We start from the raw sequence: 15,716 nt of genomic DNA, 5'->3' as shown, positions 1-15,716 counted from the left end.
TTTTTTGGTAGAAAATTAGGATAGCTAAGCCTAAAATTCTCCCTTTAAATCCTCAAAAGGAACCTAAAGCAAAGGGGAACCTTCTTTATCTTTTTCCATCTCGTTTTTTAGGTTTCGCCCATTTTTTTGTTGGGGATTGACTTGAATTACCCCTATGTTTATTGTTTGTTGAAAATGACTTACGCTTATTGTCACTTCCCTTTTTATCTGATTGAGACGAACGAATAACTTCGTCCTTCTTTTTTGTATGGCTTTGTTTTTTGTATGGCTTTTTCGCTGGTTTAGATTCTTCGCTTTGTTTAGTTGAATCTGTCTTTTTGGGTTGCTGTATTTTTTCTATTTTTATATCTAATTGATTCTCTATTGAATCTAACAATGGTCTATCATCAGATGAATAAAAGGTAACTGCATATCCTTCTGTACCAGCTCTTCCTGTTCTGCCGATTCGGTGGACATAAGACTCCGCATCTTGCGGAATATCATAATTATATACATGTGTAATTCCATCAATATCTAAGCCTCTTGCTGCTACATCTGTCGCAATTAACAATTGGAATTTTCCATCACGAAATGCTTTCATTACTTGCTCTCTTTTTGTCTGCGATAAATCCCCATGTAATTGACCACAGCTAAATTTATTTGCGAGCAATACTTCATATAATTTAGTTACTCGACGTTTCGTCCTGCAGAAAATGACTGCCATATACGGATTTGCTTCCTTCACTAAGGTCATTAATGTACCTTGCTTGGCACGATCAGTTGTATGTATACTTACTTGCTTAACGGTTTTTGCTGGTCCTTGTTTTGCTTCAACAGTAAAATAGTCGGCGTTTTTCGTATATTTCTTCGCAAGTTTTTCGACTTCCCTTGAAATAGTCGCGGAAAATAGCATTGTTTGTCTTGACTTAGGGATACGTCGCATAATATAGCTAATTTCTTCTAAAAAGCCAATATGAAGCATTTGATCTGCTTCATCTAAAACAAAATAGGAGATTTTGCTTAAATCAATTGTTCCTCGTTTTAAATGGTCAATTAATCTTCCTGGTGTCGCTACGACAATGGAAACGTCTTTTTGTAAGACTTTCAACTGTTTGTCGACATCTTGTCCCCCGTATACAGCAAGAACATTTACTGCTTCCTGTTTCATTTTCATGATTTCATTCGTTATCTGAATAGCAAGTTCTCTAGTTGGGGTTAAAATTAGTGTTTGTATATGATTTGCATCGATAATCATTTTTTCTAAAATCGGCAATATAAAAGCAAAAGTCTTTCCTGTACCTGTTTGTGCTTGCGCAATTACATCGCTTCCTTTAAGAAGTGGTGCAATAACCTTTGCTTGAATAGGGGTTGGCTGTTTTATTCCTTGTTTATGAAGTTTTTCAATAATTGTTGAAGACAATCCAATGTCTGTAAATGATTGCATGGATTTTACCTACTTTCCGTTCAAATATACGAATTCCATTTTCTTATTTTGGCTTTTTCTATCAAAATTATCAAGTGAAATCATCTTCTGCATAATGAAAAAGACTACAAGTAGAGAGGAAGATGCAAACTCTACCTATAGCCTGATACATGTATATTAATAGCGATTTAATTCTTTTATAATTTCTTCTAAAGCATTTTTGCTTTTGTTCTTTTCCATCTTTTCTGCCATACCTTGCTTATTTTCTTGCATTTGTTTTAAGGTATGAAGAAAATGCTCTTTTGTTAATGCTTCCTCTTCTATCATATAGGAGTAACCATTTTCCGTAAAGACCTTCCCATTTAATATTTGATCTCCTCTGCTTTGCTGTTTGGTTAATGGAATAATAAGCATAGGAATTTTTAAGGCAAGAAATTCAAAAATAGAATTAGATCCGCCTCTCGTAATAACGAATTCTGTCGCTGCTAGGATATCAGCTAATTCATTATAGACATACTCAAATTGTTTGTATCCATTTATCCCTGCATGATCTTCTGAAAGATTTCCTTTCCCACATAGATGCACAATTTGATAGGATTGTAATAATGTATCTAAATTATCACGAACGATTTCATTTATTTTCTTGGCCCCTAAACTCCCCCCCATAATTGTAAGAATCGGCTTTTGACTAGTAAAACCAAGGAAGAACTTCCCTTTAGAGGCAGATCCAGTTAGTATTTCCTTTCGAATCGGAGAACCGATTGCTTTACTTTTTTCTTTTGGCAGATAATGTAAGGTTTCTTCAAAAGATGTAAAAATTTTTGAAGCAAAACGGACAGACAATTTATTGGCTAAACCTGGTGTTAGATCACTCTCATGCAGAATGACAGGAATTTTCAACTGGCGGGCTGCGATGACAACAGGTACAGATACAAATCCACCTTTTGAGAAAACAACATTTGGTTTGATTTTCTTTAAAATTTTTCTTGCGTCATAACAGCCTTTCATTACTTTGAATATATCTTTTATATTTTCTTTTGATAAATATCTTCTTAATTTACCACTCGAAATAGAATAATATGGAATGTCAATCTTTGCGATTAAGTCCTTTTCAATCCCCGCTTTACTGCCAATATACGAAATATCCCAGTACTGTTTATTTAATTCATTTATGATAGCGATATTAGGGGTAACATGGCCGGCAGATCCCCCGCCTGTAAACACAATTTTCTTCAAAGTAGATTCGACTCCTATTCTTCGTATCGATTTTCACAGCGAAAAAGCCAGAAGTTAGTATAGAGATCCCGGCTTTAACTAGTCTAATATATGATGGTTACACTAATTTCAGAATCTTTTCAATGGCGTATGCAAACCCATCCTCATTATTACTTTTCGTAACGTCGCTTGCTCTTTTTTTGATTTCTTCAGGAGCATTTTCCATGGCAAAAGATCTTGTTGATACTTCAAATTGTGTAATATCATTACCTCCGTCACCAAATGAGTAAATCTCATTAAAAGTAAGGTTCCGAAGATTTTCATACCGTCTAATCGCTTTCCCTTTTTGTGCATCAGTTGATGTGATTTCACAGTTGTTAGGAAAAGAAGAGGAAAACGAAATAGCCTCATATTTTCTAAGCATTTCTTTAACGTGGTCGATTTTATCTAGCTGTGTTTCATCGACAACGGCGATTAACTTATAAATTTTTACATCCTTTAAATGCAGGATCGCCTCATAATCTTGTTGATCAAAGAGTGTTTGAATCTCATCCCATGATTTGCCGCGAAGCATTGGCAATGTTCCTGGAAATCCACCTTGATTCGTATAAACTAGAACTCCTACTTCCAAGTTTTGTAATACTTTAAGTAAAGTTTGATATAAATCAATGGAAATTTGTGTTTCATATAGTAGCTTTCCTTTTTCGTCGTACATCATGCTGCCATTTAAACAAAAAATGGGAAGTTCTAATTCTTTTACGCCGTCTACTTTAATAACATCTGCGTATTGACGTCCTGTATTTAAAATTACTTCTATATGTTGATCCTTTAATTTCTGAATAATCATTCGGTTTGCTTCAGATATTTGATGATGGTCATCTAGCAAGGTACCATCTAAATCTATTGATACGCATTTCATTATTCATTTTCCCCCTAGTAATTCCAACAATTGTTTCTTTCAATATTGTAGCATATTTGCATACTACTTTGTTTTTTCGTTTATCGTTTCGGTTAGCTATTACTTTTCTTTTCTATTTGTGTCTAATGGTTCTAGGATTGCCTCAATATCTGACCGCTTAGACTCTAAAAATGGTGGAAGTGCAAGAGATTCCCCTAAATGTTTTAGATCTTCGTCTGTTGCAAAACCAGGGCCATCTGTAGTAATTTCAAACAAGATTCCATTCGGATCTCTAAAATACAGTGATTTAAAATAAAAACGATCTACATATCCTGAGTTTTGGAAGCGAGCTTCATTCACCTTTTCAATCCAATAATAAAGTTCTTCCTCATTATCCGCTCGTAAAGCTACATGATGAACACCGCCTCTACCAAGGCGCTGCACTTTCAAATCGTTTCGCTCCTCTAGATGTACCTCCGCCCCAGAGCCACCCTCCCCTGTTTCGAATACCAGAATAGGGGGTTGATTCTCCATAGTGGATGGATACGAAGTTTTTAAGCGGAATCCAAGTAAATCAGTTAAAACGCTAATAGTCGCTTCTGGGCGTCTTACCGTTAATTGTACTGGTCCAAGACCTGTAATCGCAAACTCTGCTGGTATAGGACTCTTTTCCCAAGGAATACCAGCCTTCACTCCATTATCGTTTTCATCAGATACTAAAAAGAACCGTTGTGTTTCAAAATCTCTAAATTCTAATGTTAATCTGCCTGCTCTCTCTAAGATTTCTCCGTGTTTAACATTATATTCTTCGAAACGTTTTAGCCAAAATTCTAATGCTTTATCACTTGGAACACGTAAAGAAGTAGCAGAAATGCTGCTTACTCCTTCTCTGTTAAGAGCCATATGGGGAATTTCAAAAAATGTTAGTTCTGTTCCTGGGCTGCCTTGCTCATCCCCATAAAACAAATGATAGACAGAGGGGTTATCTTGATTGACTGTTTTCTTTATTAGCCGTAGACCTAAAATATTTGTATAAAATGAGTAATTTTCTTTTGCTTTTGCCGTCATCGCAGAAACGTGATGAATTCCTTTTAAATTCATTTGCGGTTCGCTCCTTCTAAATATGTATAATGAAACGATATAAATTTATTTTAAATGGATTGATATCTGCACAACAAAACAGGGCATCTGTACCATATTTGTTTTCTAACATGATAGCATGATAAAAATGCCCTGTTTATTAAATTATATTTCTATATCAAGTTGTACAGGGCAATGATCGCTTCCCATTATATCACAATGAATAGTTGCATCTTGGATGCGCTCTTTTAATTGATTAGAAACGATAAAATAGTCAATACGCCAGCCAATATTTCTCTCTCTTACTTTCGCCATATAGCTCCACCATGTGTAGACATCGGTTCGCTCTGGGTATAGATATCGAAAGCTATCAACAAATCCTAATTCAAGTAAGCTTGTCATTTCGTTTCTTTCTTCAGTTGTGAATCCCGAGTTTCCAATATTCGGCTTCGGATTTTTCAAATCTATCTCTTGGTGAGCCACATTTAAATCCCCACAATAAATAACAGGTTTAATAGCTTCTAATGATAATATATAGTTTTTTAGTTGTTTTTCCCATTCAACTCGATAAGATAATCTGCTTAAATCTCGCTTTGAATTAGGGGTATATACATTCAGTAGGAAAAAGTCTTTAAATTCTAAGGTAATGGCTCTCCCTTCCAATTCCTCAAAGTCTTCTCCAATGCCATATTGAACAGAAAGTGGCTTCTCCTTTGTAAAAACGGCTGTTCCTGAATAGCCCTTTCTTTCTGCATAATTCCAAAACTGATGATAGCCTTCTAATTCTAGTTTAATTTGTCCTTCTTGTAGTTTTGTCTCTTGAAGGCAAAAGATATCTGCATCTATTTGCTGGAAAAAATCGAGAAAGCCCTTTTTCACACAAGCTCTAATTCCATTAACATTCCAAGTTACTAATTTCATAAAAATACTCCTAACTATATCAATCTTCTAATTATTAAGGGTATCATGAAATAGCTATTCGTTAAAGGATTATATCTTGGCAGAAAATGACGCTATAGCCATCTCAAAATGATAGAGAAAAATAAAAAGACAAATCGTTTTTTTCCAAACACCTATAAATATGGGATGGCAAAATAATGATTTGTCTACTTTTAGTTTACATAACTATATTATGATTAATTAAATTTCTTTTACTAAATTCTCTGTATTATACTGATAAAGAAGTTCCCTAATTCCCTCCCTTATTTCAGCTCCGTACATTGGCATACCATGTCCTGTATATAAAATTTGCGGATCTAGTGCTAATAGCTTTTCTATCGATTGGAAGCTGGTGTTTATATCTGGTGTAAAATATGCGGGTGGACCATGAATCTTTTTTTTCTGGGTTAAAACGGCAAATAATGACTCTTGTTTGACTGTAATCAGCGCATCCCCTGCTAGAAGCAACCGATCCTTTTCTCTAAATAAGGAAATATGTCCTTCCGTGTGTCCTGGCGTATGAATCCATTTCCAGTCATCTAAATATGGTAAAGAACCATCCCATGGAATAGGCTTGATACTGGAATGAAAATCAATGCCATCTCGCGGGTAAAATGGTGAAAGAAAGGACATCATCCCTTTTTCCCTTAATGGCGTAGGTGGCGGATATTTCTTCTTACTTTCCAAATAGGGAATTTCTTGTTCATGTATATACACAGGTACATTCCATTTCTTAACAAGTGTTTGTAATGCACCGATATGATCAAAATGAGCGTGTGTTAGAATGATTGCTAATGGTTTCTTTCCCTTGAAAAGTTGGTCTGTGTTTTTCAAAATAAATGGAGCAGAATAAGGAACGCCTGTATCGATAAGTACCCATTCCTCTTTCCTATTTCCTAGTCCTGCTATATATGCTATATTCGCAATTGCTGTACGATAGCCAAAAACATTTTCTGTAATTTTCATTCTTGTGCCACCCCTTTTTCTTTTAGTGTGACCAATTCGATAAAAGAAACACCTTATTGAGATTATTTTCCCTTTACTCGAAGTGCAAAGATGGTGCTTGAAAGAAAATATTTGATAATTAAAAGGAAAAGGTGTACGATACAGTTAATTAAATAGTTATGATTACACACTATGTGTGATCGCCTTCGGGGTCGGGTGAAATTCCCAACCGGCGGTGATGAGTGGACGTAAAACTCTAAGCCCGTGACCCGTTTTGTAAGATTTAAATTTATAAAACGGTGGATTTGGTGAGAAACCAAAGCCGACAGTAAAGTCTGGATGGGAGAAGGCAAATAACAATAAACAAAATGGTATGATTGATAGAATGAAAAGAATGAGTCTCCTTTCTTTTTCTGTTTCTGTTTTTCTATAGAGATGTTTTGTTGTATTTGAGATGCAGTAATAAGGGCGCTCACAGTTGAAGTGATCACTGCTAAATATACTGAAGCTTAGAGTGGTCTTTTTTGAAAAGAATGGTGAAATGCCCATTGACAGCGTTAAGTACAAACAACAATCCATAAAAAACAGCTATTCTATCGTCCACATGTTTATTTAAGTATGTATTTGACCCCGTATAAATTTATTATACGGGGTTTTATTTTGTATTTTTATGGACTTTAAGGAGTGTTTTTTTCTATCCATATAATGTTTGACCCCCTGCTATTTAAGAGCTATAAATACACTCTGCAGAAAGGAGGAATTTCCATTGTTTACTGGATTAGTCGAAGAATTAGGTGTTGTAAAGCATAGTAAAAAGACGGGGCACACTATTTCTATAACGATTCAAGCAGAACAGATTCTCGAGGATATGAAAATTGGTGACAGCATTGCCGTAAATGGGGTTTGTCTAACAGTTACTGCCTTCCGTGATTGTTTGTTTACAGTCGATGTTATGCCAAACACGTTTAACGATACGACTTTAAGGCTTCTAAATAGCGGCACAATTGTTAATTTAGAACGAGCAATGGCTGCCAATGGAAGGTTTGGCGGGCACTTTGTGTCTGGGCATGTTGATTGTACGGGCATGATTATATCAACAAAAAAAATAGAAAATAGTACATTAGTTGAAATTCAGATGCCAGAGGAGCAAATACACTTAGTAATGGATAAAGGTTCTATTACCATTGATGGAACGAGTTTAACGGTTTTCCAAACGACTCCAACCTCTATTTTTGTATCACTCATCCCGCATACTTCTAAGGTAAGCATGATTGGGAATAAGCGAAAAGGTGAACTAGTGAATATTGAATTTGATCTTTTAGCTAAGTACTTTTATTCCTTTATGAATAGAGACAAAAATCCAGCTATAAAAAAAGATTCAACATTAACTGCTTCATTTTTAAGAGAAAATGGTTTTTAATCATAAATTTATTAAACGAAAGGAAGAAAACGATGTTTGATTCCATAGAAGATGCATTAAACGATTTAAAAAATGGCAAAGTGGTAATTGTTTGCGATGACGAAGATCGTGAAAATGAAGGAGATTTTATCGGCTTGGCAGATCACGTTACACCAGAAATGATCAATTTCATGGCAAAAGAGGGTCGCGGTCTAATCTGTGTCCCTATTCAACAAAATTTAGCAGAAAAACTACACCTTCCTGCAATGGTTACTAATAGTACAGATCCGAGAAGCACTGCATTTACAATTAGTATCGACCATAAAGAGACAACAACAGGGATTAGTGCATATGAACGAGCTTTTACTATAAGCAAAATGGTTGATTCAGACGCTAAAGCCGATGACTTTACAAGACCTGGACACATCTTTCCTCTCATTGCAAAGGATGGCGGTGTGCTAAATCGCAATGGACATACTGAAGCTGCTGTTGACTTAGCGATACTAGCTGGTGCTAATCCAGTTGGAGTGATCGTGGAAGTATTAAAGGAAGATGGAACAATGGCAAGAGTGGATGATTTAAAGCAAATCGCTGAAGAATTTGCTTTGAAAATGATTACGATTCAAGATTTAATTCAATACCGACAAAATTTATTACAAAAGGTGGAATAAAGAATGAAACAAGTATTTGAAGGAAATTTAATTGGGACTGATTTAAAAATCGGGATTGTTGTATCCCGTTTTAATGAATTTATTACAACAAGGCTTTTATCTGGAGCAGAAGATGCATTAAACCGACATGGAGTAAACGAGGATAATATTTCTGTTATGTGGGTGCCTGGTGTATATGAAATTCCCTTAGCAGCCAAAAAAATGGCCGCGTCTGGTAATTATGATGCTATTATTACATTAGGTACTGTTATTCGGGGTGCAACACCTCATTTTGACTACGTAAGCAATGAAGTAGCAAAAGGCGTAGCAAACGTTTCGTTAAGTACAGAAATACCTGTTATCTTTGGAGTTCTTACAACAGAAAACATCGAGCAAGCAATTGAACGAGCAGGTACAAAAGCTGGAAATAAAGGCTGGGAAGCTGCCGTTAATGCCATTGAAATGGGAAATTTATATAACCAATTAACACAAGCTTAAAACACCAAAAAACCTATAAACGAGGCTCTCTCGTTTATAGGTTTTTTTAGAAAAGTTATAACTACAAATAAGGAAGCAGCATCCCGCCCAATGCACCCGTTATAACAACAATCCATGGCGACAGTTTCCAATAGACTAACATCGAAAATAAAATGGCTGCAAAAGCAAAATCACTCGCATCTGAGATACTGCTTGTCCAAATAGGCTGGTAAAAAGATGAGACTAGAATACCAACAACCGCAGCATTTACACCCATTATAGCTCCTTGAATTTTTGGATTTTTTCTGACAAAATTCCAGAATGGGAGTGTTCCCACAATTAATAAAAAAGCTGGCAGAAAGATGGCGAATGTCGCGAGTAGTCCCCCACCCCATCCATTTAAGACGGTTCCAATATAGGCAGCAAACGTAAACAAAGGACCAGGAACTGCCTGGGTTGCACCATATCCAGCTAGGAATGATGCTTCACTCAACCATCCACCTGGGACAAATTCGCGCTCTAAAAGTGGCAATACTACATGTCCTCCTCCAAACACTAAAGACCCAGAACGATAAAAACTATCAAACATAGCAATCCATTGGTATGAAAATACCTCGCGAATTATCGGTAAAAGAAACAGAAGGGAAAAAAATAAGACTAAAGAAACACTTGCTACTTGTTTTGAAATTGGAAAAGAAATATCCACCTGATTTTGTTGTCTCACTTGCTGCTTATAAAGAAAATAACCAATGATAGCTGATAAAATAATTACTCCTACCTGGGAAAAGACACTTTGCCATAAAAGTGTGAGTATTAATGCAAAAAGTGCAATGGTCTTCCTTTTTAGGTCTGGTGTTAAGTTCTTTGCCATACCAAATATCGCATGGGCAACAATGGCTGTCGCAACTATTTTTAGACCGTGTATCCAACCCGCATTCCCTATGTCTAAGACATCTATCATCCTAGCAAAGATTATTAGAGCAATAACAGAAGGAAATGTAAATCCTAAAAAAGAAATAATCCCACCGAGGAGTCCTCCCCGTAAAATTCCTATCCCTATCCCAACCTGACTGCTTGCTGGACCAGGCAAGAATTGACAAAGGGCAACTAAATCAGCATAGCTTTTCTCATCCAGCCATTTCCTTCGACTTACGTACTCATCGTAAAAATAGCCTAAATGTGCAACGGGGCCACCAAATGATGTCAATCCTAGTTTTGTGGAAATAAGGAAAATTTCTAAAAAATTTGTCCTATTCTTCAATTGTTGTCCTTTTTTCAATGACAAACCTCCAAAATAATTAGTAATCTTTATCATAATGGACAATGCCTATTTAACCAAGTATAGGAAAGGGAAATTTACATAAAATTTAGAAAAGCATTAAATGATTAAAAGAATATTCCTTTATCACTTAATGCTTTAAGTTAACATAATCATATTATTGCAAATCCTCAATAGCCTTACTAACTGCAATTGTCAATTCTTCTGCGATTTCTTCTAGCTTGGGCTCCATAAGATTATTTGTTATAGTAGGAAAAGTACCAGTTGAATTAATTTCTAAATAGCCTGTCATTTTCGTATAATTAGCATCCTTTACCTCTACCATAAAATAGCCATTTCCTTTAAAATGATCATTAATTCCTTCTAAGTCAAAGGTAACCTTTGTAGGTTCTTTCCACTCTAATATCGTTACCTTCATTTCTATTTTTTTCTTAAAAAGCCCCATATCAATTTTAAATTCCCAAGTTGATACTGTGTCGTTGATGATTTCATGGTTCACATATCCTGGCACTAATGGTGCCCAGTTGTTCATAGAGCGAACAAAATCCCAAACCTTTTTTGCATTTGCATGGACGATAATTGAATGCTTTTTACTTGGCATCAAAACACTTCCCTTATCTTTCATTGACAAACTAATCTTACTTTTATCGTCATTCTTTTTCTGTTCTAGCAAATAAAAGAGATTGCTTTTTAACATACATCATGGATATATATATGCTGTCAAATGTCCGATTATGAATAAGAAAGTCATTTAGTTTACATAATAAAGTTATGATAAACTTATATGTATTCTGAAATTTCCAAGTCCATTGCTTGCTCTTTTTGTAAATCAGATACATGCGTATATTTCTGTGTTGTATTTAAATTAGTATGACCGAGTAGCTCTTGTACTGTTCGGATATCTCGTCCATCTCTAACTAAATGTGTCGCAAAACTATGTCGTAATTTATGACTAGAAATCCCTTTTTCCTTCCATTTTAGCTCCGGATATTCTTTTCGCATTTGATCAATGATCCGCTCCGTTATTTCTTGAATACGTCTTCTGGATATTCGCTTCCCTCTCCTTGAAATAAAGAGTGCATCTTCCTGTCCTTTCATGGGGAAAATCCTGTTTTCTTCTATATATAATTGTAATTCTTCCATCAACTTTTTCGGTAACGGAATATAACGAGTTTTATTTCCCTTTCCCAGTACGTGAATCCCCCTGTTTTGATTAATGGACGACAGATTAAGAGAGTGTATTTCCATTACCCGTAATCCTGCAAATGCCATGAGTCCAAGGATGACTTTGTTCCGTCTTTGATGCTGCTTTTGGGATACCTTGCCAATCATCTCAAAAAAAGATTTTAATTCGTCTTTTTCCAAATAACTTGGTAGTTTTCCTTTTTGTTCTTTCGCGCTCTCCAAATCAATAGCGGGATTTTTTAGGACAAGCTCATAATCCACTAAACATTTATAAAAGGATCGAATGGCTGTCAATCTTCTATTTCTCGAACTAGCAGAATTTGCGCGCTTAGTTTTTAGTTCGTTCATAAAAAGGGTAACCTGTAATTTTTTTACTGAATTTAAGTCCATATATACTTCTTTTTTTCGTGTAATAAATTCGAGGAATAAATAGATGTCCCGTAAATAATTATCGATCGTAAATATACTGTAGTCCTTATTATCCATTTCTGTTCGAAAGAGCGTTAACTCTTCTTCATACCAAGAAAATAATGTTTCTTTTGTGATCATATGTATTGCCACCTAATCTATATAGTAATAATTCTAGTATACAATAATTCTTAAAAAACCGCACATAAGAGATATTATGCGCGGTAATGATGAGAAATTAATTAGAAGAGATTTAAAACTTTAATGACAGGTATACATTTAGATAGCGGAGTGGCAAATAAAAAAAGAACAGTACCTTTAAATGTACATGTTCTTTCTTTTCACTATATTTAAAATTCTCGCTTACTATAAAAGCTCAGTGAGATAAAATAGGATACTAGAAGAAGAAGAAGTGGAATTATCAGGATTAATCCCAGTTCTTCTTTTGATAATGTCGATAAACGAATCATCGTTTCTTGGATAAATTGATTATCTAGTTTTGCAAAATACTTCATTATACCAGTTGTTCCAAACACTATTACGAAAAGAAGAATAAAGTTAGCCATTTTTGCTTTTAAATAGCCAAATTTAAAAATCATAGGTAAAGAAATAGAAAAACATATTGTTACCATTATTGCTCCCCCTATGAGAATGATATAACTAAAAGGAACATCCAACGGAATGTGAAATAGTTTCACAAGAACATGGATCAGATAAAAGCCAATTGCTGCAAAAGCTGCATAAACATAGATGGACACATATTTTGATAATACTATGGTAGATAGTTTTATCGGAAGACTAATAAGAACTTTATCACTGTTATTTTTATCTTCTAATGCACTTGCTCCCAGAAGGAGTTGATAAGTAATTGCTAGTATTCCAACCATTAGTCCAACTTCTCCAAGACTGGAAAGAGAAACAGAGAAGAAACAAATTAACAATAGTGATAAGGCTATTGATCTTTTTTGGATAAGAATGTCTTTTTTAATTAGATGATACATGACCACCACTCCTTCTTGTGTAAAACACCATAATATCTTCTAAAGTTGGCTTTTCATAGAAATAAGAATTTCCAAATTGCTTTCTTACCTCTTCTTTGTTTTTACATAATGCTTCAAAACCAAAATCATTACTCTTTAAACCGATTAAATTTTTATCATTGATAATCTGTGTGCTATCTTTGCCTTTAACCATAGTATATTCTTCTAACAGCTCATCCTTCGTTTTATTTAAAATGATTTGTCCATTATTAATTAAAGTAATATAATCGGCTATCTTATCTAAATCTGAGGTTATATGAGTCGAAAAAAAGATTGTCTTATTTTCGTCTTGTATTAATGTTTGCAGTACATCTAGCAATTCAGTCCGAACCAGTGGATCTAAACCAGAAGTTGGTTCATCCATAATCAAGAGTTCAGCTTGATGAGAAAGAGCGATAGCTAATGAGAATTTCATTTTCATCCCTTTTGACAGCTCGTTGATTTTTTTATCCATTGGTAGAGAAAAATCCTTAACATATTTAAGGAATGTGCTTTCTTCCCATTGTGAATAAAATGGGCGGATGATGTTCTTCATTTCTTTTATTGTTAACTCTTCATAAAAGTGATTATCATCATAAACAAAGCCAATTCTCTCTTTAATTTTCATACTATGCTTTTCATTATCTAATCCAAAGACTTTAATCATGCCGCTATCTTTTTTGATTAAATTCATAATTAGTTTGATTGTTGTGCTTTTTCCAGCTCCATTTGGACCAATAAAGCCCATTATAAATCCTTTTTTTAAGGTAATATTAATCTTGTCTAAAGAAAAACCTTGTCGGCTCTTCGATACATTGATAAGTTCTAATGTGTTTTCCACTGTGCTCATCCTTTATAAATAATTTTTAATATTTCTTGTAATTCTTCTAATGTTAACCCGATTAGCTTAGCTGTACTGCTGGCTTCTGTTAAATGTTCCTCGATTGTTGTCAATTTGTTTTCACGAAGTATTTCTTTGTTTATTGCTGCAACATATGAGCCCTTTCCAGCGACTGTAACAATAAAACCGTCTTTTTCAAGTTCATCATAGGCTCTTTTAGTTGTAATAACGCTAATTTTAAGTTCTTTTGCAAGACTTCTAATAGAAGGAAGAGATTGTGTTTCTTTTAGTTCACCTGCTACTATTTGCTCTTTTATTTGCTTTACTATTTGCAAATAAATAGGCTCCTCTGAGGAATTGGAGATAAAAATATTCATTAGAAACACCTTTCAACTGTTATATCTGTATATAGTCAGTATATACAGATATAACAGTTGTGTCAACCCTCATAATTAGACAAGTTTTTAATTTATCATAATAATATTATGTAAACAAACAGTTTCTTCTATTTTTATCATTAGTATCTAAAATAATATACAAAACATGCAGGAAGAACTAAATGGGGAAAAAATAAATTCACGCATGAATCAATTTAAACAATTAGACCAAAGTCGCGAGTCTCTTATTGAAGAGGCAATTATACTTTGCAAAACTGGAGAGACACAAATAAATGAAGTTACAGAGCGAATAAACGAATTGGCAAGACATGGTGTCATTCAATTAGAGAAAATGTTACATAAGCAATGGTATGTGAATTTGTAAATCGTTCTAAATAAAAAAACAGTTCTGGACGTGAGCTCCTATCCAAGACTGTTTTTTTATTAATTAATAATTTTCCATAACAGGATAAAATCGAAAAACAGCTTTCCCGACAACAGCATCCTCTGATATACAACCAAGCTGTCTACTATCCATACTATTTTGCCTATTATCCCCTAATACAAATAGATGCCCCTTAGGTACTGTAACTTTAAGATTTTCCGTCAATCTCTGATTAGGAAGTAAATGCTTCTTTTTCTCTTGAAGATATGGTTCGTCATATTTTTCGCCATTAATATAAAGTGTATCATCATAAATTTCAATCGTATCATCAGGTAAGCCGATTACTCTTTTTATATAATCTTCTTTTTCTATTGGTGAATGAAAGACGATGGTATCAAAATGCTTGATTTGGCCAACTTTAGAGACAATCACTCTATCTTGATTTTCATATGTTGGCTGCATGGATTGTCCTATTACCTTAACAGGGGCAAAAATAAAGTTACGGCAAATAAACACAAATAGTAATGCGCAAATAAGTGCAATAATCCACGACTTTAGCTCTCTTTGAAAAGCTGATTTCTTATTAATATTGCTTCCCTCTTTTCTCTTTAAAAATTAGTTGGTTCTATTTAGATCACCATTTTATACATTAAAATATCATCTATATATTCATTTTCTGACAGTTTGATTTCTTTTATTTTACGACCTTCTTCTATAAATCCCATACAAGTATATAAAGAAATAGCCCTAGTATTTGTTGAGAAAACACCTAAGCTAACTTTTTCAATCAGCGGGTTTTCTTTGGCCCATGCTAGTAGTGCTTTTATAAGTTATTTTCCTATTCCTTTACTTCTATGCTTTTTACTTATCATCATCCCAAGTGATCCTGTGTGATTAAGTCTTTGTCTATTTTTTGTTTGAAAGACAATAAAGCCAATTACTTTATTGGTTTCTTCCGCAATTAGGATAGTTTCTCTCTCATTATGATGCAAAATTTTAGCGACCCATGCCTGTTGATCTTCCAGTGTTTGATTAAACTCTTCGATAGTAGTTATCAGATAATCTTCTTCGGCAATCACAGATTGCTGAATAGCAAAAATTGCTTCTGCATCTTCTAGTTTCGCATGGCGGATAAGATATTGATCAGCTGATTTCAATTTCTTTAGCCACTCCTTAATAAATATGAATGTGATGATATTAATAGATTAAACTCCCAC

Annotated in this window: 16 protein-coding genes, 2 pseudogenes and 1 riboswitch; of the genes and pseudogenes, 4 read left to right on the top strand and 14 right to left on the bottom strand. The window is 34.4% G+C overall.

Features of this window, described 5'->3' with window-relative positions; translation table 11 throughout:
- Positions 1 to 85 precede the first annotated feature (85 nt).
- The 6 genes from NX902_RS12610 to NX902_RS12585 form a co-directional block, all read right to left on the bottom strand.
- A complete protein-coding gene (locus NX902_RS12610) occupies positions 86 to 1,423 on the bottom strand; it encodes a DEAD/DEAH box helicase (RefSeq protein ID WP_341160751.1) in 1,338 nt (445 codons plus the stop codon).
- Positions 1,424 to 1,579: 156 nt separating this feature from the next.
- A complete protein-coding gene (locus NX902_RS12605) occupies positions 1,580 to 2,638 on the bottom strand; it encodes an undecaprenyldiphospho-muramoylpentapeptide beta-N-acetylglucosaminyltransferase (RefSeq protein ID WP_095328804.1) in 1,059 nt (352 codons plus the stop codon).
- A gap of 97 nt (positions 2,639 to 2,735) precedes the next feature.
- Positions 2,736 to 3,536, bottom strand: coding sequence for an HAD family hydrolase (locus NX902_RS12600; protein ID WP_095328803.1), 801 nt, complete (start codon positions 3,534 to 3,536; stop codon positions 2,736 to 2,738).
- A 99-nt stretch (positions 3,537 to 3,635) separates the two neighbouring features.
- Positions 3,636 to 4,616 (bottom strand): ring-cleaving dioxygenase, encoded by a 981-nt coding sequence (locus NX902_RS12595; protein ID WP_341160750.1) that lies wholly within the window; start codon positions 4,614 to 4,616, stop codon positions 3,636 to 3,638.
- Positions 4,617 to 4,760: 144 nt separating this feature from the next.
- Positions 4,761 to 5,516 (bottom strand): exodeoxyribonuclease III, encoded by a 756-nt coding sequence (locus tag NX902_RS12590; protein WP_095328801.1) that lies wholly within the window; start codon positions 5,514 to 5,516, stop codon positions 4,761 to 4,763.
- A gap of 219 nt (positions 5,517 to 5,735) precedes the next feature.
- Positions 5,736 to 6,500: an MBL fold metallo-hydrolase gene (locus tag NX902_RS12585; RefSeq protein ID WP_095328800.1), complete on the bottom strand. Its 765-nt coding sequence runs from the start codon at positions 6,498 to 6,500 to the stop codon at positions 5,736 to 5,738.
- Between the two features lie 177 nt (positions 6,501 to 6,677).
- Positions 6,678 to 6,834: riboswitch (FMN riboswitch) on the top strand.
- A 411-nt stretch (positions 6,835 to 7,245) separates the two neighbouring features.
- On the opposite strand from NX902_RS12585, the gene ribE reads away from it, so the two are divergent.
- The 3 genes and pseudogenes from ribE to ribH all read left to right on the top strand — a co-directional run bounded on the left by ribE (position 7,246) and on the right by ribH (position 9,026).
- Positions 7,246 to 7,899: a riboflavin synthase gene (ribE, locus tag NX902_RS12580; RefSeq protein ID WP_171509633.1), complete on the top strand. Its 654-nt coding sequence runs from the start codon at positions 7,246 to 7,248 to the stop codon at positions 7,897 to 7,899.
- A gap of 32 nt (positions 7,900 to 7,931) precedes the next feature.
- Positions 7,932 to 8,522 (top strand): annotated as a pseudogene (ribB, locus tag NX902_RS12575) (3,4-dihydroxy-2-butanone-4-phosphate synthase); the annotation flags it as partial.
- Between the two features lie 30 nt (positions 8,523 to 8,552).
- Positions 8,553 to 9,026, top strand: coding sequence for a 6,7-dimethyl-8-ribityllumazine synthase (gene ribH / locus NX902_RS12570; RefSeq protein WP_095257294.1), 474 nt, complete (start codon positions 8,553 to 8,555; stop codon positions 9,024 to 9,026).
- A gap of 61 nt (positions 9,027 to 9,087) precedes the next feature.
- Here the strand turns inward: ribH and chrA are convergent, their stop codons facing one another.
- The 6 genes from chrA to NX902_RS12540 all read right to left on the bottom strand — a co-directional run bounded on the left by chrA (position 9,088) and on the right by NX902_RS12540 (position 14,114).
- Positions 9,088 to 10,284 carry a chromate efflux transporter gene (gene chrA, locus NX902_RS12565; RefSeq protein ID WP_235973253.1) on the bottom strand — a complete coding sequence of 399 codons (1,197 nt, stop codon included), beginning with the start codon at positions 10,282 to 10,284 and terminating at the stop codon, positions 9,088 to 9,090.
- A gap of 157 nt (positions 10,285 to 10,441) precedes the next feature.
- Positions 10,442 to 10,909: a CoxG family protein gene (locus NX902_RS12560; protein WP_341160749.1), complete on the bottom strand. Its 468-nt coding sequence runs from the start codon at positions 10,907 to 10,909 to the stop codon at positions 10,442 to 10,444.
- A 155-nt stretch (positions 10,910 to 11,064) separates the two neighbouring features.
- On the bottom strand, positions 11,065 to 12,018 hold the full coding sequence (locus tag NX902_RS12555; RefSeq protein ID WP_123259424.1) for a tyrosine-type recombinase/integrase: 954 nt from the start codon (positions 12,016 to 12,018) through the stop codon (positions 11,065 to 11,067).
- Positions 12,019 to 12,227: 209 nt separating this feature from the next.
- Positions 12,228 to 12,878, bottom strand: a complete 651-nt coding sequence (locus tag NX902_RS12550; RefSeq protein ID WP_341160748.1) for an ABC-2 transporter permease — start codon at positions 12,876 to 12,878, stop codon at positions 12,228 to 12,230.
- Positions 12,862 to 13,746, bottom strand: coding sequence for an ABC transporter ATP-binding protein (locus NX902_RS12545; RefSeq protein ID WP_341160747.1), 885 nt, complete (start codon positions 13,744 to 13,746; stop codon positions 12,862 to 12,864). Before NX902_RS12545 ends, NX902_RS12550 begins: the two co-directional genes overlap by 17 nt.
- Positions 13,743 to 14,114 carry a GntR family transcriptional regulator gene (locus NX902_RS12540; RefSeq protein ID WP_095328792.1) on the bottom strand — a complete coding sequence of 124 codons (372 nt, stop codon included), beginning with the start codon at positions 14,112 to 14,114 and terminating at the stop codon, positions 13,743 to 13,745. Before NX902_RS12540 ends, NX902_RS12545 begins: the two co-directional genes overlap by 4 nt.
- Before the next feature lie 205 nt (positions 14,115 to 14,319).
- Between NX902_RS12540 and NX902_RS12535 the strand changes: the two genes are divergently transcribed.
- Positions 14,320 to 14,499, top strand: coding sequence for a DUF2533 family protein (locus NX902_RS12535; protein WP_235850203.1), 180 nt, complete (start codon positions 14,320 to 14,322; stop codon positions 14,497 to 14,499).
- 63 nt (positions 14,500 to 14,562) lie between these two features.
- Here the strand turns inward: NX902_RS12535 and lepB are convergent, their stop codons facing one another.
- Both lepB and NX902_RS12525 read right to left on the bottom strand, forming a co-directional pair.
- On the bottom strand, positions 14,563 to 15,087 hold the full coding sequence (gene lepB, locus NX902_RS12530) for a signal peptidase I (RefSeq protein WP_095328791.1): 525 nt from the start codon (positions 15,085 to 15,087) through the stop codon (positions 14,563 to 14,565).
- A 41-nt stretch (positions 15,088 to 15,128) separates the two neighbouring features.
- Positions 15,129 to 15,656 (bottom strand): annotated as a pseudogene (locus tag NX902_RS12525) (GNAT family N-acetyltransferase).
- Positions 15,657 to 15,716 lie beyond the last annotated feature (60 nt).

Origin of the sequence: Niallia sp. FSL W8-0954 (genome assembly GCF_038005605.1) — a bacterium.
GTDB lineage: Bacteria > Bacillota > Bacilli > Bacillales > Cytobacillaceae > Niallia > Niallia circulans_A.
Note: the sequence above shows the minus strand (reverse complement) of the source record. Positions and strands in the feature narration are given on the sequence as shown.